This is a genomic window from Oceanobacillus sp. Castelsardo, assembly GCF_001659985.1.
GTDB lineage: Bacteria > Bacillota > Bacilli > Bacillales > Amphibacillaceae > Oceanobacillus.
Genome location: NZ_LYCS01000001.1, coordinates 622,531 through 648,207, shown reverse-complemented (window position 1 = coordinate 648,207; position 25,677 = coordinate 622,531). Strand labels below are relative to the sequence as shown.

Sequence of the window (25,677 nt, the reverse complement as noted above, 5' to 3'; positions counted from 1 at the left end):
ATCATTTTAGTCGAATGAAAGTAATATTGTATGGACGTGTTGAATTTGGAGGTGCCTTTCTTTGAATAATAGTGAAATACTAGTAAGTCTTGATATAGGAACATCAAAAATTAAAGTAATAATTGGAGAAGTATTAAATGATTCTTTAAATATTATTGGTGTAGGTACAGCAAAATCTAATGGAATGAAAAAGGGAGCAATTGTCGATATTGATCAAACGGTACAATCCATTAGAAGTGCTGTCGAACAAGCGGAACGAATGGTCGGCATGCATATAGAAAGGGTTATTGTTGGTATAAATGGAAATCACGTTGAATTACAACCGTGCCATGGTGTTGTTGCGGTTCAAAGTGAAGATCGTGAAATTACGGATGAAGACATCAGAAGAGTAATTGACGGTGCACAAGTAATTTCCATTCCACCAGAGCGCGAGATTATCGATGTCATACCTAAACAATTTATAGTAGATGGATTAGACGAAATTACCGACCCAAGAGGAATGATTGGTGTTCGCTTAGAAATGGAAGGAACAATCATTACCTGTTCAAGAACCATTTTACATAACATACTTAAATGTGTGGAACGTGCTAATTTAGAAGTATTGGATATTTGTTTACAACCACTTGCTACTGGTACGATAGCACTGTCACCAGATGAAAAAGATATGGGTGTAGCCTTAATTGATGTTGGTGGAGGTTGTTCTACCATTTCTGTTTTTGAAAATGATTATTTGCAAGGTACAAGTGTTGTTAGTCTTGGTGGAAATAATATTACAAAGGACATATCGATTGGTTTACGTACCACGACCGAAGAAGCTGAAGACGTTAAATTAAACTATGGCCATGCTTTTTATGATGATGCACAAGAGGATGAAACTTTTGAGGTTTCTGTAATCGGAAGCAATCAAAGAGAAATATACAATCAGCTTGAAATTTCTGATATGATAGAAGCAAGAATGGAAGAAATATATGCCTTTGCTGAACGCGAAATTCGTAAAATAGGGTATCAAGAACTACCGGGTGGTTACGTGTTAACTGGAGGAACAATGGCAATGCCAGGAGTGTTAGAATTAGCTCAGGATTTATTCCATTCTAATGTTCGTATTGCGATTCCAGATTATATCGGTGTTAGAGAGCCTCAGTTTACAGCAGGAGTGGGTATTCTGCAATTTGCATACCGAAACGCAAAAATTCAAGGTAAAGAATTATATCCAGCTGTTCGTAATGACAGTGACGAACCTAGTCCTAAGCGCCATTCGAAGCAAGAAAGTCCTGAGCAACCGAAAAGAAAAGTGAAAAAAGAAAATGGAAAAGTTAGTAGTTTATTCAAATGGTTTTTTGATTAAACTCTTGAATGTTTAAATCTATAAAACTCGTGAGATTTGCGTAGAAATTAGGAGGAACGAAAATGTTAGAGTTTGATACAAATATGGATGAATTAGCGACGATAAAAGTTATCGGTGTCGGTGGCGGAGGTAATAACGCTGTTAACCGAATGATTGAACACGGCGTTGAAGGTGTTGAATTTATAGCTGTAAACACAGATGCTCAAGCACTTAATTTATCTAAAGCGGAATTAAGAATACAAATTGGTGGTAAACTTACTAGAGGTTTAGGAGCTGGTGCGAATCCTGAAGTTGGTAAGAAGGCTGCTGAAGAAAGTAAAGAACAGATCGAAGAAGTTTTACAAGGTGCAGACATGGTATTTGTTACTGCTGGTATGGGCGGTGGAACGGGTACTGGTGCTGCTCCAGTTATTGCACAAGTTGCAAAGGATTTAGGAGCTTTAACTGTTGGTGTTGTAACAAGACCTTTTTCATTTGAAGGTAGAAGACGTTCGACACAAGCAATATCTGGAATTGAAGCGCTAAAAAATGCTGTTGATACATTAATCGTCATTCCGAATGACCGTTTGCTTGAAATTGTTGATAAAAATACACCTATGTTAGAGGCATTCCGTGAAGCTGACAATGTATTACGACAAGGTGTCCAAGGGATTTCAGACTTAATTGCAAAACCAGGTTTAATTAACGTTGACTTTGCTGACGTTAAAACAATTATGTTCGATAAAGGTTCAGCATTAATGGGTATCGGTATCGCTACAGGAGAGACCCGTGCTACTGAGGCTGCGAAAAAAGCAATTTCTTCTCCTTTATTAGAGACTTCTATTGATGGAGCTCACGGTATTTTAATGAATATTACTGGTGGAACAAACTTAAGCCTATATGAAGTGCAAGAGGCTGCTGATTTAGTAACATCTGCTGCAGATAAGGAAGTAAACGTTATTTTTGGTTCTGTTATTAATGAGAATTTAAACGACGAAATTGTTGTAACAGTAATTGCGACTGGTTTTGACGAATTGAGTAAAAAACCAGAAATGCCTTCTAAACAACAGCGTCCAACATTAAATCAAAAACAACATGCAGCAACTAAAGAAGAAGCACCAACACAACAACCACAACAAAGAGAGCAAGTTCAACGTCCAAGAATTCAAGAAGATGATGAATTAGATATACCAACATTCTTAAGAAATCGAAACCGAAATAGAAGATAATATACCTTTAAAAGCAAACGACATATGCTCGTTTGCTTTTTTCTTTCGACAATTCTTTTTATGACAAGGATGCTCCTTTGAATCTACTTATTACATTCCCCCGACAAACTTTTCGATAACTAGTTAAAATTAGCCCTATTCAACTTACAAGAAGTGACAGACTTTGCTTAATATATCAGATATACTTTTCTGTAAATCTAACCAATAGAACCCACATATAATATTAAATTTTAAGGAGAAACCATCCTCTATCTACTAGGAGGAAGAGTGAAATGGAAATATATTTAGATGCAGTTTGGGCACTTAATTTCTTTTTAGACTTTATGTTACTTCTACTAACGAAAGCCTTAGCAAGAGAAGATACTAAAATTAGACAAGTTATTTTCGGAGCATTCATTGCTTCTTTAATTGTGCCAATAACTTTATTATATCCGAATTCCTTTTTAACTAGTTTTATTGGAAAAATCATTTATTCTCTTTTTATTATATTTTGTTCTTTTGGTTTTATAACGATTTATCGTTTCTTTAAACTAGTTTTATTGTTTTATTTTACAACATTTGCTATTGGAGGTGGACTTGTAGGGTTACATTTTCTGTTTTCTAATCCAATATCCATGTCTTCTAGCGGATTCATTACGTATAACAATGGTTATGGCGATCCGGTAAGTTGGTTGTTCGTTTTAATTGGATTCCCTTTTGTATGGTATTTTACGAAGAAACGCATGGACAAGCACGCTTCTGAAAAAATCCGCTATGACCAACTTTATACTGTATCCATTAAAATGAAGGATAAAAGCTTTTCGACTATGGGATATATCGATAGTGGTAATCAACTTGTTGATCCATTATCAAAAAAGCCAGTAATTATTTGTGATCAAACATTTCTAAAAAAATGGTTTACAGAGGAAGAATGGCTTAGCTTGAAAAATGCATATGAAACATTTGATATGGAAATGGTTCCTAAAGATTGGGAAAGTAATATTCAAGTTGTTCCATATCAAGGGGTGCAGGGAAATAATATGTTTCTTTTAGCATTACGCCCCGAACACTTAATAGTGTATTATGGGGAACAACAAATTAAAAGTCGCAAACTATTAATCGGGATTCAATTTGCGGAGCTTACGAAGGATAATAGTTATCATTGTTTGCTTCATCCTCAAATTATTCAATTAGCCACTATTAATACTGCATAAAAAGGGGAGATGAGATTGAAATTTTGGAAGCTACGATTACGCATACGCTTAAAATGGTATAATCTACTAATTCGTTTAGGGATTAAATCAGACGAAATCTATTATATTGGAGGAAGTGAAGCACTACCTCCACCGCTATCTAAACAGGAGGAGCAAGAATTGCTTGTGTTATTGCCAAAAGGGGATAAATCTGCACGCTCTATTTTAATAGAAAGAAATTTACGCTTAGTCGTATATATTGCTAGAAAGTTTGAAAATACGGGTATAAATATTGAGGATTTAATTAGTATAGGTACTATAGGACTGATTAAAGCGGTTAATACTTTTAATCCAGAAAAGAATATAAAATTAGCAACATATGCTTCTAGGTGTATAGAAAATGAAATTTTAATGTATTTACGTAGAAATAATAAATTAAAATCAGAAGTTTCTTTCGATGAACCTCTAAATATTGATTGGGATGGAAATGAATTATTATTATCTGATGTATTAGGAACAGATGACGATATTATTACAAAAGGTTTAGAATCAGATGTTGATAAGACTTTATTGAAATCTGCCCTATCCAAACTGAATGATAGAGAGAAACAGATTATGGAGTTGAGATTTGGATTGATAGGGGAAGAGGAAAAAACACAAAAAGATGTTGCTGATATGTTAGGTATTTCACAATCATATATTTCTCGACTAGAAAAGAAAATAATTAGGAGATTAAAAAAAGAATTTAATAAAATGGTTTAGCCTTATTTTACAAAGGTTTTATAGTTATTGGAATTCATTTCAAATATCCGTTATTGCATAAAAACCCTCCTAGGGGGAGATACTGTCCTTGAACAGCATCACCATCTGGGAGGGTTAACATATGACTAGACATAAAGTTGAGATATGTGGTGTTGATACATCCAAGTTACCAGTACTCACCAATGAAGAAATGAAAGAATTATTCATCAGAATGCAACAAAAGGGAGATATTTCTGCACGTGAAGAACTAGTAAATGGTAATCTCAGATTAGTACTTAGTGTAATTCAGCGGTTTAACAACCGTGGGGAATATGTAGATGATCTATTCCAAGTAGGTTGTATTGGATTGATGAAATCCATTGATAATTTTGATTTAGGACATAATGTAAGATTTTCCACCTATGCTGTTCCCATGATAATCGGAGAAATTAGAAGATATCTCCGAGATAATAATCCTATAAGGGTATCAAGGTCATTAAGAGATATTGCTTATAAGGCTTTACAAGTAAGAGAAAAATTAATTAATAAAACTTCAAAAGAACCTACACCAGCAGAAATTGCGGAAGAAATGGGGATTCCACATCAAGATATTGTTTTTGCTATGGATGCGATTCAAGACCCTGTATCATTATTTGAACCTATTTATAATGATGGGGGAGATCCAATATTTGTCGTGGATCAAATAAGTGATGATAAAGACAAAGATTCTTCATGGGTTGATAAGCTTTCACTAAAAGAAGGTATGTATAAGCTTAATGAAAGAGAAAAAATGATATTAAATAAACGCTTTTTTCAAGGTAAAACACAAATGGAAGTCGCGGAGGAAATTGGTATTTCACAAGCACAAGTATCAAGATTGGAAAAAGCGGCCATTAGTCAAATGAATAAACAGATGTTTGAAGGATAAGAAGGAAGAGGTTTATACCTCTTCTTTTTTGTTTTTAACTTTCGTCAGGCTTAAAGCATGTGACAAGTTTTCTAATATAAATACTTGTCAGTGCATATAGTGTAATAAGGTGGGTGATTTATATGGTTACTTTAACAGAGTTACAACTGAAAGAAGTTATTCTAATGGAAGATGGACGCCGGTTGGGGAACATAGCGGATCTTGAAATTAATCCTAATACAGGGAAAATTGAAGCTATCATTTTATTTGTAAAAGATAAAAAGGGTAATCTTTTTAGTAAATCGGATGAACTGATCATCGGATGGAATCAGATTGTTCGAATCGGATCAGATGTTATATTAGTAAGGGAAGCAAATGGTCCATTATTACTAACACAATCCCATACTAATAAATAGCAAATTTTTCTATAAAATATGATAATATAACAATAAAAGATTTCAGGAGGATAATAATGTCGGAAGTTTTCCACCAAAAGGACACATCTTTTTTACAAATTGAAAAATGGCATCAATTAAACAAAAAATTAATAGCAGGTTTTACGACGAGAAATGGAGGAGTTAGTGATCCTCCATTTCAATCACTTAACCTTGGATTGCATGTACCGGATAATCAAGAAAAAATAATTAAAAATAGGGAACTATTAGCCAAAAGGTTGAACATTCCCCTTGAAAATTGGGTTTCTGGTGAACAAGTACATGGGACTACAGTACGAATGATAAACTCAGATGATAAAGGAAAAGGGACACGAGATTATTTTAGCTCTGTACAAGGGGTTGATGGATTAATTACTAATGAGAAAAATATCCTTTGCACCGCTTTTTTTGCTGATTGTGTTCCGCTCTTCTTTTATGACCCCGTAACCGAAATAATTGGAATTGCACATGCCGGATGGAAAGGGACAGTTAATGAAATGGCAGGGTCGATGGTACAAGCTATGAAAGACCAAGGAGTCAATGAATCGAACCTTTTAGTTGTTATAGGACCATCTATTTCCCAAGAAATGTATGAGGTAGATGAAAAGGTTATAGATAACATCAAGGATAAGTATCGCCAAAAATGTGTAAAACCAAGTAAAAATAATCGTTATTTGTTAGATTTAAAGAAATTAAATGTAGAAATCCTTTTACAAAGTGGCGTATTACGTCATAATATAGATGTGACAAATTATTGCACTTTTAAAGATGAATCGTTATTTTTCTCTCATCGAAGAGATAAAGGGAAAACAGGAAGAATGCTAGGCTTCCTTGGGATTATATCTTAATCATAATACTAGGGGGAGTAATGATAACAATGGATGTAGCTTCAAATTTAATAGAAATTCAAGAAAATATGAAATTAGCTTGTGAAAAAAGTAATCGGAAAATAGATGAAATAACGGTTATTGGTGTGACGAAATATGTTACAATAGAACGAGCAGAAGAGACAATTGACGCAGGTATTAAAAATCTTGGTGAAAATCGTAATGAAGGGTTTTTAGAAAAACATAAAGAAATTGGACAAAATGCAATATGGCACTTTATTGGAACACTACAAACCCGAAAAGTAAAAGACATTATTCAAAAGATAGATTATCTTCATTCACTCGATCGTTTATCATTGGCAAAAGAGATAAATAAAAGATCGGAAAAACCAGTGAATTGTTTTGTTCAGGTCAATGTAAGTGGCGAAGAATCAAAACATGGACTAGCACCTGAAAACGTCTTTGATTTTATTAAGGAAATTGAAAAATATGAAAAAATACGTATTGTCGGCTTAATGACAATGGCACCTCATATTGAAGATAGGGATGAAATAAGGAAAGTTTTTAAACGACTGGCAGAATTGCGGGAACAAATTAGTCAAAAAAATTACTCTTATGCACCCTGTCAATTTTTATCCATGGGTATGAGTAATGATTATGATATTGCTATTGAAGAAGGTGCAACCCATATAAGAATTGGATCTAAATTAGTAGGTAGTCTCTAAAAATAAATTGGGGTGATAGGCTTGAGTATAAAAAATAAGCTGAAAAGTTTCTTTGTAGAAGAAGATTACGAGTACGAATATGTAGAAGAAGAGGAAGTTCCGGAAAATAAATTTGTGGAAAAACAAAAGAAAAATCAGAATGTCGTAAGTTTAGCAGCTATTCAGCAACCGAATTCCAAAGTAGTTCTTTGTGAGCCAAGAACATATAACGAAGCACAAGAAATTGCAGATAATATTGTAAGTAAACGTGCAGTTGTTATAAATCTACAAAGGGTTGATCGAAATCAAGCTAAGCGAATTGTAGATTTCCTAAGTGGTACTGTATATGCTTTAAATGGAGATATCCAAAAGCTAGGTTCCGAAACTTTTCTATGTACTCCTGAAAATATTGATGTATCTGGCACGATAACAGAAACTTTAATTAATGAAGATGACTATGATAAAGGATGGTAGTAGTTGATGTATCAGTTGTTACAAATTTTAGATTTAGCACTCAATTTATATAGTTGGGGAATTATTATTTATATTTTCATGTCTTGGTTTCCAGGAGCAAGAGAATCTACTTTTGGAGAACTCTTAGGTAAAATTTGTGAACCTTATCTAGAATTGTTTCGTAAATTTATACCGCCACTAGGAATGATAGATTTTTCACCAATTATCGCGATTTTTGTTTTACATTTAGCTAGAATAGGGTTATTTGAATTCTTTAGAATGTTCCTATTTTAATAAGTATAGTGTTTTTTAGGAGTTTACTATGGATATTTATCAGCATTTTCGAAAAGAGGAACATGGTTTTATAGATCAAGTTCTGTCATGGAAAGAACAAGTTGAAAGAACATTCATACCAAAATTAACGGATTTCCTCGATCCGAGAGAACAACAAATTATTGAAATGCTAATCGGAACGGCACAGGATGATTTGAAGTTATCACTGTTTGGTGGCGGAAATCAAAATGAAAGAAAACGAGCTATTATCGCTCCTTTTTATGAAGAAATTACACAAGAATCTTATCAGCTTAGTTTACTTCAAGCTAATTATCATGAAAAATTTATCTCACTTGAACATCGCGATGTAATGGGAGCTTTTTTATCATTAGGTATTAAAAGAAAAAAATTAGGTGATATTTTTGTTGGGGATGGAAAAATTCAAATAGTAGTAGCGGAAGAAATATCTACGTATGTCCTAACAAATTTACACTCCATCAAAAAAGCGAATATTACATTCGAGGAAATTCTGCTAGACCACCTAATTCAAATGAAAAATGAATGGATTGAATCTGAAAAAACCATATCCTCATTAAGATTGGATGCAGTTTTAAAGGAAATCTATCGTATTTCTAGGAAGGATTCAGCTGAATTTATAAAAAAGCAGTTTGTTAAAGTGAACTATAAAGTTGTGGAAGAAGTTAATTTTCAATTACAAGAAGGTGACTTAATTTCACTTCGTGGTAAAGGGAGAAGCAAATTAGTAAAAGTAAATGGTCAAACGAAAAAGAATAAATGGAAAATAACAATTGCCATTCTAAATTAAATTTTTAGGTTTTTGCAGGATAAAGGAATCTTTTGTCGAATAATAGGACTAGATTAAAATATTTAGGGACGTATTTTTAGCAGGCAGAAAAGTATAACACTTTCTTCCAGGGATTCTGAATACTCGCCCCATCATAATGATTATGATTTGTATCAGTACAATAAGGCATTTGCTCAAAGTATTGTGTCGAATGCCAAGTTTTTAATTTTCTTTAAGGAGGTGGCCAATGTGCCATTAACACCGCTAGATATTCATAATAAAGAGTTTACAAAAAGTTTCCGAGGTTATGATGAAGATGAGGTCAATGAATTCTTAGATCAAGTTATTAAAGACTATGAGATGGTTATTAGAGAGAAAAAAGATTTACAGGAAAAGTTTACTCAATTAGAAGAGAAATTAGGTCATTTTACTAATATAGAAGAGACCTTAAATAAATCCATATTAGTTGCTCAAGAAACAGCTGAAGAAGTAAAAGGTAGTGCCACAAAAGAGTCGAAATTAATTATTAAAGAAGCAGAAAAAAATGCGGATCGAATTATCAACGAAGCATTAAGTAAATCACGACGAATTTCAATAGAAGTAGAAGAATTAAAAAAGCAAGCTAAAGTTTTCCGAACAAGACTTAAAATGTTAGTCGAGGCTCAATTGGAAATGATAAAAACAGATGATTGGGACGAACTTTTTTCAGAAGAAATGAGCGAAGAGCTTGAATTAATTGAAAGTAAATCTTAAATCTTGACGAATAAGAATATTTTACATATAATTCTTAAAAAAGGTTAAAAAGTCGAAATACGATGAAGGAGACAGTATAAAAGTAAATTGCTGATTAGCGATCTAGGGATGGTGAAAGCCTAGAGAGTAATGCTTTTAGAAAATCACTCCAAAGTATCCATTATGAACTAAAGTAATTTTGGACGTGTTATTCCACGTTACGGAAATTGAGTGAATTTAAAATAACGTGTATTTTAAATTTATAAGGGTGGTACCGCGAGTCTTCTCGTCCCTTTTTGGGATTTGAGAGGGCTTTTTTTAGCAGTTGGAAGTATTAGTTAACTTTTATCCTGCAATATTGAAAGTAAGGTATACTTTAAGGTTAGTAGCTTAACCTTAGTTTTCTATAAAACTGAATAAGGAGGAAACAAAATGGACTATAAAGAAACGCTATTGATGCCAAAAACAGCTTTTAAAATGCGTGGAAACTTACCAAATAAAGAACCAAAAAGACAAGAACAGTGGGAAGAAAATAACATATATGAGAAGGTACAAGAAAGAACGAAAGGAAGGCCATCATTCGTTTTACACGATGGCCCACCATATGCTAATGGTAATTTACATATTGGGCATGCATTAAATAAAATTTTAAAAGATTTTATTATCCGTCATAAATCAATGACTGGTTATCATGCACCATATGTACCTGGATGGGATACTCACGGTTTACCTATTGAAGTAGCTTTAAGTAAGGGTAAAAAAGTAGATCGTAAAAAATTAAGTATCGCTGAATTTAGGCAGTTATGTGCAGAATATGCGTTAGGTCAAGTAGATGGACAACGTGAACAATTTAAACAATTAGGTGTTCGTGGTGATTGGGATAATCCTTATCTAACATTATCCAAAGACTTCGAAGCGGCTCAAATTCAAGTATTTGGGGAAATGGCTAAGAAAGGATATATTTACAAAGGTTTGAAACCTGTTTATTGGTCTCCTTCATCAGAATCAGCTTTAGCTGAAGCTGAGATTGAATATTATGATAAAAAATCTCCTTCTATTTATGTTGCTTTTACTGTTCAAGATGGAAAAGGTGTTCTCGAAGAAGGCGATAAAATTATTATCTGGACAACTACACCTTGGACTATTCCAGCAAACTTAGGTATTAGTATCCATCCTGATTTAGAATATGTTAGCGTGCAAGTTGGGGAAGAACGTTTCGTTGTTGCACAGGAATTATTAGAAACCGTTGCGGCAGAACTTGATTGGGAAAATCCTCAAGTTGTTAAAACTTTTAAAGGAAAAGATATAGATAGAGCGGTTGCTAGACATCCGTTTTATGATCGTGATTCTATCGTAATGTTAGGAAAACACGTAACAACAGATGCAGGTACAGGATGTGTTCATACTGCACCGGGCCACGGGGAAGATGACTTTTACGTTGGTAAAGAGTACGGCTTAGAAGCTTTATCACCATTAGACGATAAAGGTGTATTTACAAAAGAAGCTCCTGGATTTGAAGGACTATTCTATGATGATGCTAATAAAGTTGTTACTGAGAAGCTTGAAGAAGCTGGAGCTCTATTAAAACTTGGATTCATTAAACACTCGTATCCTCATGATTGGCGTACGAAGAAACCTACTATTTTCCGAGCAACCTCTCAGTGGTTTGCATCTATTAAAGATTTCAGACAAGATATCTTAGATGAAATAAAGAAAATTAATTGGTACCCAAGCTGGGGTGAAACTAGACTTTATAACATGGTACGTGACCGTGAAGACTGGTGTATTTCTCGTCAACGTACATGGGGTGTGCCAATTCCAGTGTTTTATGGGGAAGATGGAACGCCAATTATTACGGACGAAACAATTAACCATGTTTCTGACTTGTTTGCTGAATATGGTTCAAATGTTTGGTTTGAGAGGGAAGCGAAAGATTTACTTCCAGAAGGGTTTACATCTGAACATAGTCCAAATGGCGAATTTACGAAAGAAACAGATATCATGGATGTATGGTTTGATTCAGGTTCATCACATCAGGCGGTTTTACTTCATAGAGAAGGACATAGAAGACCAGCGGATGTTTACTTAGAAGGTAGTGACCAGTATCGTGGTTGGTTCAACTCATCTATTTCTACAGCAGTTGCAGTTACTGGACAAGCACCATATAAAAATATCGTGAGTCATGGTTTTGTTCTTGATGGTGATGGACGGAAGATGAGTAAATCACTTGGTAATGTTGTGTTACCGTCTAAAGTATTGAAACAATACGGTGCAGATATTTTACGTCTATGGGTAGCATCTGTAGACTACCAAGCTGACGTACGTATTTCTGATGACATTTTAAGACAAATCTCTGAAAGCTATCGTAAAATCCGTAATACGTTCCGATTTATGCTTGGTAATTTGGCGGACTTTGATCCTAATACGGATATTGTAAAAGAAGAAGATTTAGAAGAAGTAGATCGTTATATGCTTAATCGACTACAAAAACTAATTGCTTCTGTTCGTGAAAACTATGAAAAATTCGAGTTTTCTCCAATCTATCATAGTATTCATAATTTCTGTTCCGTTGAATTAAGTTCTTTCTATTTAGACTTTGCTAAAGATATTTTATATATCGAAGCGAAAGATAATAAACGTAGAAGAAGCTTACAAACAGGTTATTATGAAATTCTTAAGTCTTTAGTTCAACTACTTTCTCCAATCATGCCACATACAGCAGATGAGATTTGGGAATTCATTCCTGGCGTAGAGGAGGAAAGTGTTCAATTAACGGACATGCCTGAGCCAAGAAAAATTTCTAATTTCAATGAAGAAAAATGGGATCAATTTATGAAGGTTAGAGATGATGTATTAAAAGCTTTAGAAGAAGCCCGTAACAACAAAGTGATCGGTAAATCTTTAGAATCTAAAGTAACGATTGTTCCAAAAGACAATGAAACAAAAGAAGTACTTAACTCCATTGAACATTTACATCAATTGTTAATTGTCTCAGAAGTAGTTGTTGTAGAATCAGCTGAAAATGCGAAGGAATATCGCTATACGAATGTATTCGTTGAGAAGCATCCTGCTGAAACTTGTGAACGTTGCTGGGTTTCTTCCAATACTGTTGGCGAGGACCAAGATCATCCACATCTATGTACTCGTTGTGCAAGTATTGTTAAAGAGAACTATAGTGCATAAAAAGATATAAATACTCTCCATTGCGGGGAGTATTTTTTATCGTAGGTTAACTGGCTGTAAGACCCTTACTGATTGAAGTTTCACTTATCTGTCATGTTAATAGAGCTTGTCCACTTACGCTTGAAAATAAATGAATTAACGTATAAGATGAAAAAGAACTTTGTATAGAATCGGGGGATTATGAGATGTATTGGTATTACATCATAGCTCTTTTCCTTATTGGAATTGATCAATTAACGAAATGGCTTGTAGTTCGGTTTATGGAAATTGGTGAAAGTATACCGATTATTGATGGCTTGTTTTACTTAACGTCACATCGAAATCAAGGAGCAGCCTGGGGTATCTTACAAGGGAAAATGTTATTTTTCTATATTGTTACGATAATTGTAATCATCGGTGTTGTATATTACATGAATAAATTTGCTAAAAATGATAAATGGTTAGCACTTGGGTTAAGCTTTATATTAGGTGGAGCGATTGGTAATTTTATTGATCGCCTATTTCGAAAAGAAGTAGTAGATTTTTTTGATTCTTACATTTTAAATTACAACTTTCCTATATTCAATATTGCTGACTCTGCACTAACAATAGGTGTTATATTTGTAATTATTGCTACGATTATTGATGAACGAAAGAAAGGAAAAACAAAATAATGAGTTCTTTTCAACACACTATAACTGAGGAACAGGCTAAAAAAAGAATAGATAAAATTTTATCGGAACTTAATGCAGAAAATTCACGCTCCCAAGTACAAGCTTGGATTCAAAGTGGTCACGTATTAGTAAATGGTGAACCAGTTAAAGCGAATTATAAATGCCAAATTGGTGATGATATTATATGGGAAATCCCTGAAACAGAACCATTGGACTTAATACCAGAAGATATTCCGTTAGATATTATTTATGAAGATAATGACTTGCTCGTTGTTAATAAACCAAAGGGGATGGTTGTACATCCATCAGCTGGTCACCAAACAGGTACTTTAGTTAATGCACTCCTTTATCATTGTAAAGATTTATCAGGTATTAATGGTGTAGAAAGACCGGGTATCGTACATCGTATAGATAAGGATACAAGTGGCTTATTAGTAGTAGCTAAAAATGATCTGTCCCACACTGATTTATCGGAACAATTAGCCTCAAAAACGATTAAGCGAAAATATGAAGCAATCGTACACGGTCAAATTCCCCATGAAACGGGTGTAATAGATGCACCGATTGGCAGAGATCCTAAAGATCGTCAGAGAATGGGGATTGTAGATAAAGGGAAACCAGCTGTTACGCATTTTAGGGTACTTAGAAGTTACCCGGATTATACACATATTGAATGTCAATTAGAAACCGGTAGAACGCATCAAATACGGGTCCATATGAGATATATAGGTTTTCCTCTTGTAGGGGATCCAAAATATGGTCCTAGAAAGACATTAGAAACAGATGGTCAAGTCCTTCATGCTAAAATTCTTGGGTTCCGGCATCCTAGGAAGAACGAATGGATGGAATTCGAAATTGAGCCACCAGAATCCTTTAAAAATGTATTACAATATATTGAAAAAATATATTGACATGGGAACTAAAGTTTGAAATAATATTAACAGTTAAATAAAGCCCTTTTAACTATAGTCCCGTGAGGCTAGAAAAGGAATCGTGAATAATAGACGAAGTATTTTCATTATAAATTGAAAAAGTCTATCTAAGAAGATCCTTTTACCTCATGGTAAAAGGATCTTTTTCGTTTCTTAAAGCATGAAAGGTAGTGAATTATTTTGAAGAAAAAAGCAGAAATCTTAGACAATGCTGCAATGAATCGAGCATTAACCAGAATGTCCCATGAAATACTCGAAAAAAATAAGGGTGGGGAAGAAATTATATTAGTTGGGATTAAAACGAGGGGGGTTCCCCTTGCAAAGCGACTTCAAGATAAAATTAAACAAATAGAATCTATTGAAGTCCCTGTAGGTGAAATTGACATTACCCTTTACCGAGACGACTTAGAGAAGGTTTCAACGAATTCTGAACCTGAAATTAAGTCAGCAACAATTGATGAAGATTTATCGGGTAAAAATGTAATTTTAATTGATGATGTTTTATACACGGGAAGAACTGTACGAGCCGCGATGGATGCAGTTATGGATATTGGAAGACCAGCTTTAATTCAATTAGGGGTGTTAGTTGATCGTGGACATCGGGAATTACCAATTCGCGCTGATTATGTGGGAAAAAATATCCCAACATCGGATAAAGAAATTATTGTAGTACATTTAAATGAAATAGACGAAGATGATCAAGTATCGATTTATGAAAAATAAATAAGTATCAACTTTTAATTAAATCCAGAGAGATTTAAAAGGTTGTGAATAGTTGTGTGTGTGCTTAGAATGATTTTTAGCATGCTTACCTCTTTGCAATCTTTTTGCAAAGAGGTTTTTTGTTTATTAGTAAAAAATGAGGTGGAATGATGAAAAATTTTATTTCCGTCAGAGATTTAGATGAGAATAATATTTATAACCTTTTAAAAAGAGCAGAGTATTATCGTGAAAATAATATCTTATTAGAAGAACAACTATTTATAGCAAATTTATTCTTCGAACCAAGCACAAGAACAAAAATGAGTTTTACCGTTGCTGAAAGAAAATTAGGTTTAGAAGTACTAGATTTTCATTCAGAATCTTCTAGTGTTCTCAAAGGTGAGACGCTCTATGATACAGCAAAAACTTTTGAATCGATTGGTGCCAATATGCTTGTAATAAGACATCAATCAGATGATTGGTCAAGGGAATTAAAAGATCTTTCCATTCCGGTGATTAATGCTGGTGCAGGGAAAGCAGACCATCCTACACAATGCATGCTGGATCTATTGACCATTTATCAAGAATATGGAACCTTCGATGGTCTAAGGATTGCTATCGTAGGGGATATCAAACATAGTCGAGTTGCTAGATCAAATGTTCATGCACTTCGAAAATTGGGAGCGAAAGTTTATCTTTGTGCTGCACCCGGTTTTGAGGATGAGGAATTGGAAGTTCCATATATTTCTCTCGATCAAGCAGTAGAAATTTGTGATGTCATCATGTTATTAAGAATTCAACATGAAAGACATCTTCATAAAGCAGAAACTTCAAATTATCTAGATATGTATGGTTTAACGAAAGAACGAGAACAAAAGTTGAAGAAACATGCCATTATCATGCATCCAGCACCGGTTAATCGGGGTGTGGAAATAGATACCGAGTTGGTAGAGTGTTCTAAATCTCGTATATTCAAGCAAATGACAAATGGGGTATATGTAAGAATGGCTATTATTATGCATTTATTAGAAGAGTGGGGGACAATCAATGAAAATCATTTTAAAGAACGCCAAACGTTTACTGTCATCAAATAAATTAGAGAACTGCGAAATTTTAATTGAAAATAAACAAATTAAAGAAATAAATTCCTCTGTAACTGAGATAGCTGACCGTGAAATGGATATGAAGGGTAATCTAGTATTACCAGGTTTTATCGATGTTCACATACACTTAAGAGAACCAGGTGGAGAACATAAAGAGACTATCCTAACTGGTACAAAGGCTGCAGCTCGGGGAGGGTATACTACTGTTTGTTCGATGCCTAATACAAACCCAGTTCCAGATAATGTAGAAACAGTTAAAGCTTTATTGGACAAAATAAAGGAAGATGCACAAGTTCGTGTACTACCTTATGCTGCAATTACAAAGGGCTTAAAAGGTAAAGAGTTAGTAGAATTTGAAAGACTTGCCGAGTTAGGAGTATTCGCCTTTACGGATGATGGTGTAGGAATTCAAACTGCGGATTTCATGTTACAAGCAATGAAACGTGCTAAAAAAGCAGGACGTCCTATTGTAGCCCATTGTGAAGATAATTCGATCGTCTATGGTGGAGTTGTTCATGATGGGAAAGTAAGTAAAGCTCTTAATCTTCCTGGAATCCCATCGTTAAGTGAATCCGTTCAAATTGCACGTGATGTATTATTAGCTGAAGCAACAGGCTGTCATTACCATGTCTGCCATGTTAGCACAAAAGAATCTGTACGCGTAATCCGTGACGCGAAGAGAGCTGGAATTCATGTAACAGCTGAAGTATCACCACACCACCTTATATTGAATGAAGAGGCTATTAAAGCAGATTCCGGAGATTTCAAAATGAACCCTCCACTTCGTGCAAAAGAAGATCAACAGGCATTACTAGAAGGCTTACTCGATGGGACAATTGATATCATTGCAACTGACCATGCACCACACTCGGCTGATGAAAAGGAACAAGGTATGTTAAAGGCTCCATTTGGAATTGTAGGATTGGAAACAGCTTTTCCGCTACTTTACACTAATCTAGTTTTAACAAATAAAGTTACTCTTAATCAGTTAGTAGATTGGATGACAATTAAGCCTGCGGAAGTTTTTGGATTACCATATGGCAGACTAGAAGAAAATGCCATAGCAGATATTACGGTAGTAAATTTAGATAAAAATAGTGTAATTGATAAAAACACTTTCTATTCTAAAGGAAAAAACACTCCATTTCATAATTGGGAAGTAAAGGCACAACCAATCTTAACGATGGTTGATGGAGAAGTTCGTTATATAGATGAGGAGGAAATACAACATGGCTAAACGACAATTAATTTTAGAAGATGGATCATTTTTTGTAGGGGAAGGATTTGGAAGTGAGCATTCTAAATCTGGAGAAATCGTATTTAATACCGGAATGACCGGTTATCAAGAATTAATTTCAAATCCATCTAATTATGGACAAATCATTACTATGACATACCCTTTAATTGGAAATTATGGGATCAATAGAGATGATTTTGAAACCATTACCCCTTTTATTCACGGACTAGTTGTTAAGGAAGTAAGTACCTCACCATCTAATTTCAGAAGTGATGAAAGCTTAGATCATTTCTTAAAAGCTCATCATATTCCTGGGATTTCAGGGATTGATACACGAAAGTTAACAAGAGTAATCCGTGAAAATGGAACGATGAAAGCTATGATTACTAATTTAGAATACTCGATAGAAGAAATTGTTTCAGAACTTAAAAATATGAAATTACCGAATGATCAAGTTAAACAAACATCTACTGTTAAACCTTATGTTGTACCAGGGCGTGGGGAACGCGTAGTTGTCGTAGATTTTGGTGTGAAGCATGGCATTTTAAGGGAATTAACAAAAAGAGATTGTCATATAACGGTTGTCCCTTATAACTATAGTGCTGAAAATATTTTAAGATTAAAACCGGATGGAATTATGTTGACAAATGGACCTGGGAATCCAAAAGATGTTCCGGAAGCAATTGAGATGATAAGAGAAGTTTTTGGAAAAGCACCTATTTTCGGAATTGGTTTAGGCCATCAATTAATAGCACTCGCAAATGGAGCAGATACGGAAAAATTAAAGGTAGGACATCGCGGGTCTAGTCATCCGGTTAAAGATATACATAAAAATAGGACGTATTTAACATCACAAAATCATGGCTATACAGTGAAATTGGATTCATTAGATGGTACAGGACTAGAACCAACTCAACTTTCATTAAATGATCAATCAGTAGAGGGTATCCGTCACCAACTTTATCCTGTATTCTCTGTTCAGTATCATCCTGAAGCATCACCTGGTCCTGAAGATACAAATTTCTTATTTGATAAATACGTTGAAATGATGAAAGAAAATTACAGCAAGAAAGAGGTTGAGTTAAATGCCTAAAAATACTGCTATCGAAAAAATTCTTGTTATCGGATCTGGACCTATCGTGATTGGGCAAGCAGCTGAATTTGATTATTCCGGAACACAAGCTTGCCAGTCGCTAAAAGAGGAAGGATATACCGTAATCCTGGCAAACTCTAATCCAGCTACAATTATGACAGATAATACAGTTGCGGATAAAGTATACATGGAGCCACTAACTGTAGAATTTTTGACGAAAATTATTCGTAAAGAAAAACCAGATGCACTTCTGCCGACACTTGGTGGACAAACCGGTTTAAATTTAGCAATGACTCTAGAAAAATCAGGTGTTTTAAAAAAATATAATGTCACTTTATTAGGATCTTCTTTAGAAGCCATTGAAAAAGCCGAAGATCGTGAGCAATTCAGGAACTTAATGAATGAAATTAATGAACCAGTTCCTGAGAGTAGCATTGTTCATACGGTGGAAGAGGCGGTGGATTTTGCAAATGAAATTGGATATCCACTAATTGTTCGTCCGGCATATACACTAGGTGGTACCGGTGGGGGAATGTGCTACAACAAAGAGGAATTAATGGAAATTACAAAAAATGGATTATCTCTTTCACCAGTTAACCAGTGTTTAATCGAAAGAAATATTGCGGGGTATAAAGAAATTGAATATGAAGTAATACGGGATAAAAATGACCAAGCAATCGTTATTTGCAACATGGAAAATGTAGATCCTGTTGGAATTCATACTGGAGATTCCATCGTTGTTGCACCATCACAAACACTTAGCGATCGCGAATATCATCTTCTACGTAATGCGTCATTAAAAATCATTCGTGCTCTACAAATAGAAGGTGGATGTAATGTTCAATTGGCTCTTGACCCATATAGTTTTAACTACTATGTAATAGAAGTAAACCCAAGGGTTAGCAGATCCTCTGCACTAGCATCGAAAGCTACAGGTTATCCAATTGCAAAAGTAGCTTCAAAAATAGCCGTTGGTTACACGCTAGATGAAATTATTAATCCGATTACCGGCAAAACTTACGCCATGTTCGAGCCAGCATTAGATTACGTTGTTTCAAAACTTCCTCGCTTTCCATTTGATAAATTCAACCGAGGTGACCGTACATTGGGAACACAAATGAAAGCGACCGGGGAAGTCATGGGGATAGGTCGTAACTTTGAAGAAGCTTTATTAAAAGGAATTCGTTCATTAGAAAGTGGTACAGAAGAGCTTTGGTTAAGAAGTTTAGTGAAAGAAGAAAAAGATGTTCTTGTGAAACGTCTTAAAAAAGCAGATGATGAGAGAATATTTGTTATTGCGGAAGCCTTCCGTCGTGGAATGACTGTTGAAGAACTATTTGATTTAACGAAGATTGATCGCTTTTTCTTAGAAAAAATTCATAATCTTATAGAATTTGAAATGGAAATAAAAGTGAATCGATTTTCTAAAGATATCGTTGAAAAAGCAAAGGAATTTGGTGTAGCGGATGCGCAAATTGCAAGATTATGGGGAGTTACGCTTGATGAAGTATATGAATTTAGAGTGCAAGAAAAAATAACACCAGTTTATAAAATGGTAGATACGTGTGCAGCAGAATTTGAATCTGAAACACCTTATTTTTATAGTACTTATGAAGAAGAAAATGAATCTATCGTATCGGATAGAAAGAAAATTCTTGTGTTAGGTTCTGGGCCTATTCGTATTGGACAAGGTATAGAATTTGACTATGCTACTGTACATTCCGTATTGGCGATTAAGGAAATGGGTTATGAAGCGATTATTATGAACAATAACCCAGAAACAGTTTCAACAGACTTTAGTGTTTCGGATAAGTTATATTTTGAACCACTAACTTTAGAAGATGTGATGCATGTCGTGAATTTGGAAAAACCTGAAGGAGTTATCGTTCAGTTCGGTGGACAAACAGCGATTAATCTTGCAGCCGGATTGGAAAGAAGAGGGGTTCAACTATTAGGAACTTCACTCGAATCGATTGACCGTGCGGAAGACCGAGATAAATTTGAGGAACTTCTTGATGAACTCGACTTACTTCGTCCAACAGGTAAAGCAGTGCGTAAACTTGACCAAGCAATTGACGTTGCTAAAAATATTGGATATCCAGTATTAGTTCGCCCATCCTATGTAATTGGTGGAAGTAAAATGGAAATCGTGTACAGTGACGAAGAACTTCAAAACTACTTACAAAAATCGGATAAGGTTGATCCAGAACATCCTATCTTAATTGATAAATACTTAACTGGGATTGAAGTGGAAGTAGATGCTATCAGTGATGGTGAGACAACTATCATTCCAGGTATTATGGAACATATTGAACGTGCCGGGGTCCACTCTGGTGACTCCATGGCTGTCTACCCACCGCAAAGAATTAGTCAAACGGTGAAAGAAAAATGTTTATCTGCAGCGAAATTGATTTCGGAAGCTTTAGCAGTAAAAGGGCTTATCAACATTCAATTCATTATTCGCGATGAGGATGTTTATATTCTTGAAGTTAACCCAAGAGCAAGTAGAACCATTCCATTCTTAAGTAAAATAACTGGTGTAACGATGGCTAATATTGCTACTAAATGTATCTTAGGCACTAAGTTAGTAGATTTGGGATATGAGACTGGTATTCTACCAGAACAAGATCTTGTATCAGTGAAGATTCCTGTCTTCTCATTTGAAAAACTTAGAAGTGTCGATACAATCTTAGGGCCTGAAATGAAATCTACTGGTGAAGCGATTGGTTATGATAAGACATTAGAAAAAGCACTATATAAAGGATTGATTGCTTCTGGGATTAAGATTCCACAAGAAGGAGGAGTTCTTTTAACGGTAGCAGATAAAGATAAGGAAGAAGTTAGAGAAATTGCGGAACGATTTGATCAACTTGGATTCCAACTGTATGCAACGAAGGGAACAGCAGAGTATTTAGGACAATTTGCAATACCAGTAACAAAAGTTGAAAAGGTTGGTTCTACTAAGCCAAATGTCCTCTCTACGATTGAAAGTGGACACGTACAATTTGTTATTAATACATTAAACTCCGGTAAAAAAACACGTTCGGATGGATTCCTAATACGTAGACAATCTGTAGAACACGGCATTCCTTGCTTAACTAATTTAGACACGGCAAATGCAATTTTAAACGTGATTGATTCTACAACTTTCAGTGCTAAACCAATGACAGATAAAGAGGTAGTGGTACTATGATTAGAAAGGAAAGTATGAAAATTGTTTCCACTAAGGAAATCGCAAAAGAAACGGTAGAGATGGTTCTAAAGAACAGCTACATTAGTGAAAATGCAATTCCCGGACAGTTTCTCCATATATTATTAGATGGTCATACACTTCGTAGACCTATCTCGATTGCAGATGTTGATAAAGAAAACGAAATGGTAACGATTCTTTTTAAAAAGTTAGGATTTGGAACGGAAAAATTATCCGAGTCAAAAGTGGGAGACGTTCTAAATGTTCTCGGACCTAGTGGGAATGGATTTGAAATTAGTTTAGAGGGGATTCATACGGTCCTATTAATAGGAGGAGGGATAGGGGTCCCTCCCATGTATTATTTAGGAAAATCCCTTGCCAAACAAAATATGAATGTCATTTCTGTTCTTGGATTTCAATCGAAAGAACATGTGTTTTACGAAGAGAGGTTCCAACAATTTTCAAAAACTTATGTCGTAACAAATGATGGTTCATACGGTGATAAAGGATTTGTTACAAATGTAATTCCAAAAGTAGGAGAATTTGATCGTTTTTACTCTTGTGGCCCCCTTCCTATGTTAAAAGCGATAACCAATGAACTATTCGAAAAAGAAGGATTTATTTCTTTAGAAGAACGTATGGGATGTGGAGTCGGAGCATGTTTTGCTTGTGTAGTACCAACTAATACTGAAAAAGGTTATAAAAAAATCTGTAGTGACGGTCCTGTATTTGATGCCAGGGAGGTTATATTATGAGTCGGTTGCAAGTGAACTTACCCGGACTTAATTTAAAGAACCCAATTATGCCAGCGTCAGGCTGTTTTGGTTTCGGTCGAGAATATAGCCAATTCTATGATTTAAGTAAATTAGGAGCTGTTATGATGAAAGCAGCTACGGGGAGTGAGAGATTTGGTAACCCTACTCCACGTGTTGCTGAAACAGCATCTGGTATGCTTAATGCAATCGGTCTTCAGAATCCAGGAGTAGAAAAAATTATTGAAAATGAAGTACCGTTTCTTGCTCAATATGATATGAGTGTCATTGCAAATGTGGCTGGTAGTACGGTGGAGGAATATGAATATGTTGCTAGAACTTTTAACCATACAAATAATGTTCATGCGCTTGAATTAAACATTTCGTGCCCAAATGTCAAAGAAGGTGGTATCCAATTTGGAACAGATCCTTCGATGGCCGCAAAAGTGACGGAAATAGTGAAAAAGGCTAGCAATCTACCTGTATACGTTAAATTATCACCAAATGTAACAGATATCGTAACGATGGCAAAAGCAGTAGAAAGTGCAGGAGCGGACGGGTTATCAATGATTAACACCTTAACTGGTATGCAAATTCATCTTCCAACTAAAAGACCATTAATCGCTAATAAAACAGGTGGATTATCTGGTGCCGCAATTAAACCTATCGCCATTCGAATGATTTATGAAGTAAAACAACATGTTCAAATTCCAATCATTGGAATGGGTGGCATAAGTAATGCAGAAGATGTTTTGGAATTTTTATTAGCCGGAGCAAGTGCTGTTGCTGTCGGTACTGCAAATTTTTCTAATCCTCTTATTTGTTCGGAAATCATTGATGAATTATCTATAACATTAGAACGATATGGTTTCGGCTCAGTAGAACATGCAATCGGAAAGGCGGTTATGAATGAGTAATCCATCGTTTTTTATAGCACTAGACTTCGAAAATTGGAATGAAGCGGAAAAGTTTCTTGTAAATAATGAATTAAAAGGAGTTCCGGTTAAAGTAGGAATGGAATTATTCTATCAAGAAGGCCCATCTGTAATAGAAAAATTAAAAGAAAATAATCATCCTATTTTTCTTGATTTAAAATTACACGATATACCAACTACTGTGATGAAAGCTATGCGCAATCTAGGGAAATTAGGTGTAGACATAGTCAATGTTCATGCATTAGGTGGAAGTGATATGATAAAAGCTGCTAAAGAGGGTCTTTTAAGTAGCAACACAGAGACTAAATTAATCGCAGTAACTATTTTAACTTCCATGGATAAACATTCGTTAAACAATGAACTTCTCATTCCTGGAGATGTATTAAATAATGCAATGCATTTTGCAGGTTTAGCTAAACAGAGTGGAGCGGATGGCGTGGTATGTTCGGTTCATGAAGCAATGGGTATAAAAAAACAATGTGGGAATGACTTTTTGACAGTGACACCAGGAATTCGTTTAGAAAATACAGATGTAAATGATCAGAAACGAGTTGCTACTCCTTCATACGCAAAGGAAAATGGCGCTGATATTTTAGTCATCGGAAGAAGTATTACAAAAGCTCAGAATCCCCGTGTGGCATATGAAACAGCATTAAAGGAGTGTGGAATAAAATGACATTAAGTCATGAAATAGCACGTGATTTATTAGAAATTAAAGCAGTACAAATTAATCCGAACGAATACTTTACTTGGACTTCAGGTATTAAATCACCAATTTATTGTGATAATAGATTAACGATGTCTCACCCGGCGATACGTAAAAAAATTGTGGAGGCATTTGTTCAAAAAATAGAAGAAATGGATGAAAAACCTGAAGTTATTGCCGGTTGTGCTACGGCGGGTATTCCTCATGCTGCTTGGTTGGCTGAAAGTTTAGACCTTCCAATGGTATATGTACGTTCTAAACCGAAAGGCCACGGAAAAGGTAACCAAATTGAAGGGGAAATTAAAGAAGGACAAAAGGTGTTGGTCATTGAAGATCTCATATCAACTGGTGGTTCTTCCATTGAATCAGCAAAGGCTCTCGAAAAAGTAGGTGCTAAGATTTTAGACGTATTTGCTATTTTTACGTATGGTTTGGAAAAATCAACGCAACAATTTGAAGCTGCAAATCTTTCTTTTTCAACGATAACCAATTTTGATGAATTAATTAGTGCATTACTAGAGGATGGTAAATTAAATAGTCAACAAAAGAATGAATTACTGGAGTGGCGTGATAATCTATAATAACAAGCGTTCATGGGACACTGTGTTCACATGGACGTTTCTTTATTATGATATTGGATTAAGCAAATATATCCTATATAATTAGTTATAAATAATGTGATTAAAGGATAGACCGCTATGAAAATAGAAGATTATGAATTACTATTAAAGTTGAATGAAATTGGAACAATCAGGGGAACAGCCAAAGTTATTTTAGTTTCTCAACCAGCTGTAACGCAAAGGTTAAAATATATGGAAGAATATTTTGGAGAACAAATATTCATTCGTACATCTAAAGAACTTATTCCAACACCAAGTGGTGAAATCATATTAAATTATGCGAAAGAAATTGTTGAAAAAGAAAAGAAATTAAAAAATGAATTGGCTAAATCGAGTCATGATGTACAAGGAACATTATCGATTGCTTGTTCCTCCCTTATAAGTCAACGATTTTTACCAGGTATCTTGGGAGAATATACAACAAAGTTTCCAAAAGTAACGATTGACTTAGTCACGGGTATTAGTGAAGACATCATGAGAAATTTTAATAAATACCATGTGAGCATTATCCGTGGACAAAAATTAAAAAACAGTACTTGCATTCACTTGTTTTCTGACCCTTTATATATTTTTGATACGGAGGAATTTCCCAAAGACAAATTAAAGGAACGCCCGCTAATCTCATTTAGCAGTGATGATAGCATGCATGACCAAGTTGATAATTGGCTATATTTTCATCAAGATAAAATTAAGCCATTAAAAATGATGACGGTGGATCAAATTGAGACGTGTAAGCAGTTTATGAAACAGGGAATTGGAATGGCAGTATTGCCGGAGAGTGTATCGGATTCAATGAAAGAGGAGTATCCGAATGTACCATTAAAATTAGATGGGAAGCCGGTTACACGTGATACATGGATTTGTTTTCAAGAAGGGGTAAGACAATTACCTCAAGTGGACCATTTTATTACTGCATTAACTTCTACAAAATATTTAAAAAGCAAGCATTCCTAACTAGAATGCTTGCTTT

General features: G+C 34.8%; 25 protein-coding genes and 1 other annotated feature. All 25 genes read left to right on the top strand.

The features are described from left to right. Positions 1 to 61: 61 nt before the first annotated feature. The 25 genes from ftsA to A9178_RS03165 all read left to right on the top strand — a co-directional run bounded on the left by ftsA (position 62) and on the right by A9178_RS03165 (position 25,661). Positions 62 to 1,345: a cell division protein FtsA gene (gene ftsA / locus A9178_RS03285; protein WP_068672473.1), complete on the top strand. Its 1,284-nt coding sequence runs from the start codon at positions 62 to 64 to the stop codon at positions 1,343 to 1,345. Between the two features lie 62 nt (positions 1,346 to 1,407). Further along, positions 1,408 to 2,553: a cell division protein FtsZ gene (ftsZ, locus tag A9178_RS03280; protein WP_068672472.1), complete on the top strand. Its 1,146-nt coding sequence runs from the start codon at positions 1,408 to 1,410 to the stop codon at positions 2,551 to 2,553. 272 nt (positions 2,554 to 2,825) lie between these two features. Continuing rightward, the gene (spoIIGA, locus tag A9178_RS03275; protein WP_068672471.1) at positions 2,826 to 3,746 is read left to right on the top strand and encodes a sigma-E processing peptidase SpoIIGA; all 921 of its coding nucleotides are present in this window, start codon (positions 2,826 to 2,828) and stop codon (positions 3,744 to 3,746) included. Between the two features lie 15 nt (positions 3,747 to 3,761). Beyond that, entirely contained in the window at positions 3,762 to 4,487 is a 726-nt protein-coding gene (gene sigE, locus A9178_RS03270) for an RNA polymerase sporulation sigma factor SigE (RefSeq protein ID WP_369801936.1), read from the top strand. Between the two features lie 121 nt (positions 4,488 to 4,608). Next, the gene (gene sigG, locus A9178_RS03265) at positions 4,609 to 5,394 is read left to right on the top strand and encodes an RNA polymerase sporulation sigma factor SigG (protein ID WP_068672469.1); all 786 of its coding nucleotides are present in this window, start codon (positions 4,609 to 4,611) and stop codon (positions 5,392 to 5,394) included. 122 nt (positions 5,395 to 5,516) lie between these two features. Beyond that, positions 5,517 to 5,789, top strand: coding sequence for a YlmC/YmxH family sporulation protein (locus A9178_RS03260; RefSeq protein WP_068672468.1), 273 nt, complete (start codon positions 5,517 to 5,519; stop codon positions 5,787 to 5,789). 56 nt (positions 5,790 to 5,845) lie between these two features. Next, on the top strand, positions 5,846 to 6,655 hold the full coding sequence (gene pgeF, locus A9178_RS03255) for a peptidoglycan editing factor PgeF (RefSeq protein ID WP_068672467.1): 810 nt from the start codon (positions 5,846 to 5,848) through the stop codon (positions 6,653 to 6,655). A 29-nt stretch (positions 6,656 to 6,684) separates the two neighbouring features. Then, a complete protein-coding gene (locus tag A9178_RS03250; RefSeq protein WP_068672700.1) occupies positions 6,685 to 7,359 on the top strand; it encodes a YggS family pyridoxal phosphate-dependent enzyme in 675 nt (224 codons plus the stop codon). 21 nt (positions 7,360 to 7,380) lie between these two features. Continuing rightward, a complete protein-coding gene (locus tag A9178_RS03245; protein WP_068672466.1) occupies positions 7,381 to 7,812 on the top strand; it encodes a cell division protein SepF in 432 nt (143 codons plus the stop codon). A 6-nt stretch (positions 7,813 to 7,818) separates the two neighbouring features. After that, positions 7,819 to 8,085 (top strand): YggT family protein, encoded by a 267-nt coding sequence (locus A9178_RS03240; RefSeq protein WP_068672465.1) that lies wholly within the window; start codon positions 7,819 to 7,821, stop codon positions 8,083 to 8,085. Between the two features lie 28 nt (positions 8,086 to 8,113). Next, positions 8,114 to 8,890 carry a YlmH family RNA-binding protein gene (locus tag A9178_RS03235; RefSeq protein WP_068672464.1) on the top strand — a complete coding sequence of 259 codons (777 nt, stop codon included), beginning with the start codon at positions 8,114 to 8,116 and terminating at the stop codon, positions 8,888 to 8,890. Positions 8,891 to 9,118: 228 nt separating this feature from the next. Next, on the top strand, positions 9,119 to 9,622 hold the full coding sequence (locus A9178_RS03230; RefSeq protein ID WP_068672463.1) for a DivIVA domain-containing protein: 504 nt from the start codon (positions 9,119 to 9,121) through the stop codon (positions 9,620 to 9,622). Between the two features lie 53 nt (positions 9,623 to 9,675). Further along, positions 9,676 to 9,898, top strand: a binding site (T-box leader). A 135-nt stretch (positions 9,899 to 10,033) separates the two neighbouring features. Beyond that, on the top strand, positions 10,034 to 12,784 hold the full coding sequence (ileS, locus tag A9178_RS03225; protein WP_068672462.1) for an isoleucine--tRNA ligase: 2,751 nt from the start codon (positions 10,034 to 10,036) through the stop codon (positions 12,782 to 12,784). Between the two features lie 185 nt (positions 12,785 to 12,969). Continuing rightward, positions 12,970 to 13,437: a signal peptidase II gene (gene lspA / locus A9178_RS03220; RefSeq protein ID WP_068672461.1), complete on the top strand. Its 468-nt coding sequence runs from the start codon at positions 12,970 to 12,972 to the stop codon at positions 13,435 to 13,437. Continuing rightward, positions 13,437 to 14,348 carry an RluA family pseudouridine synthase gene (locus A9178_RS03215; RefSeq protein WP_068672460.1) on the top strand — a complete coding sequence of 304 codons (912 nt, stop codon included), beginning with the start codon at positions 13,437 to 13,439 and terminating at the stop codon, positions 14,346 to 14,348. The genes lspA and A9178_RS03215 overlap by 1 nt, the downstream gene beginning before the upstream one ends. A 201-nt stretch (positions 14,349 to 14,549) precedes the next feature. After that, the gene (gene pyrR / locus A9178_RS03210) at positions 14,550 to 15,092 is read left to right on the top strand and encodes a bifunctional pyr operon transcriptional regulator/uracil phosphoribosyltransferase PyrR (protein WP_068672459.1); all 543 of its coding nucleotides are present in this window, start codon (positions 14,550 to 14,552) and stop codon (positions 15,090 to 15,092) included. A 149-nt stretch (positions 15,093 to 15,241) separates the two neighbouring features. Continuing rightward, complete coding sequence (locus A9178_RS03205; protein WP_068672458.1) at positions 15,242 to 16,165, top strand: aspartate carbamoyltransferase catalytic subunit; 924 nt, start codon at positions 15,242 to 15,244, stop codon at positions 16,163 to 16,165. After that, entirely contained in the window at positions 16,119 to 17,411 is a 1,293-nt protein-coding gene (locus tag A9178_RS03200; protein ID WP_068672457.1) for a dihydroorotase, read from the top strand. Before A9178_RS03205 ends, A9178_RS03200 begins: the two co-directional genes overlap by 47 nt. After that, a complete protein-coding gene (locus tag A9178_RS03195; protein WP_068672456.1) occupies positions 17,404 to 18,504 on the top strand; it encodes a carbamoyl phosphate synthase small subunit in 1,101 nt (366 codons plus the stop codon). Before A9178_RS03200 ends, A9178_RS03195 begins: the two co-directional genes overlap by 8 nt. After that, the gene (gene carB / locus A9178_RS03190) at positions 18,497 to 21,697 is read left to right on the top strand and encodes a carbamoyl-phosphate synthase large subunit (RefSeq protein ID WP_068672455.1); all 3,201 of its coding nucleotides are present in this window, start codon (positions 18,497 to 18,499) and stop codon (positions 21,695 to 21,697) included. The genes A9178_RS03195 and carB overlap by 8 nt, the downstream gene beginning before the upstream one ends. Beyond that, positions 21,694 to 22,449 (top strand): dihydroorotate dehydrogenase electron transfer subunit, encoded by a 756-nt coding sequence (locus A9178_RS03185; protein WP_068672454.1) that lies wholly within the window; start codon positions 21,694 to 21,696, stop codon positions 22,447 to 22,449. The genes carB and A9178_RS03185 overlap by 4 nt, the downstream gene beginning before the upstream one ends. Further along, complete coding sequence (locus A9178_RS03180; RefSeq protein WP_068672453.1) at positions 22,446 to 23,363, top strand: dihydroorotate dehydrogenase; 918 nt, start codon at positions 22,446 to 22,448, stop codon at positions 23,361 to 23,363. Before A9178_RS03185 ends, A9178_RS03180 begins: the two co-directional genes overlap by 4 nt. Next, entirely contained in the window at positions 23,356 to 24,057 is a 702-nt protein-coding gene (gene pyrF / locus A9178_RS03175) for an orotidine-5'-phosphate decarboxylase (RefSeq protein ID WP_068672452.1), read from the top strand. The genes A9178_RS03180 and pyrF overlap by 8 nt, the downstream gene beginning before the upstream one ends. Next, positions 24,054 to 24,668 (top strand): orotate phosphoribosyltransferase, encoded by a 615-nt coding sequence (pyrE, locus tag A9178_RS03170; RefSeq protein WP_068672451.1) that lies wholly within the window; start codon positions 24,054 to 24,056, stop codon positions 24,666 to 24,668. The genes pyrF and pyrE overlap by 4 nt, the downstream gene beginning before the upstream one ends. Positions 24,669 to 24,785: 117 nt before the next feature. Continuing rightward, positions 24,786 to 25,661, top strand: a complete 876-nt coding sequence (locus A9178_RS03165; RefSeq protein WP_068672450.1) for a LysR family transcriptional regulator — start codon at positions 24,786 to 24,788, stop codon at positions 25,659 to 25,661. Positions 25,662 to 25,677 lie beyond the last annotated feature (16 nt).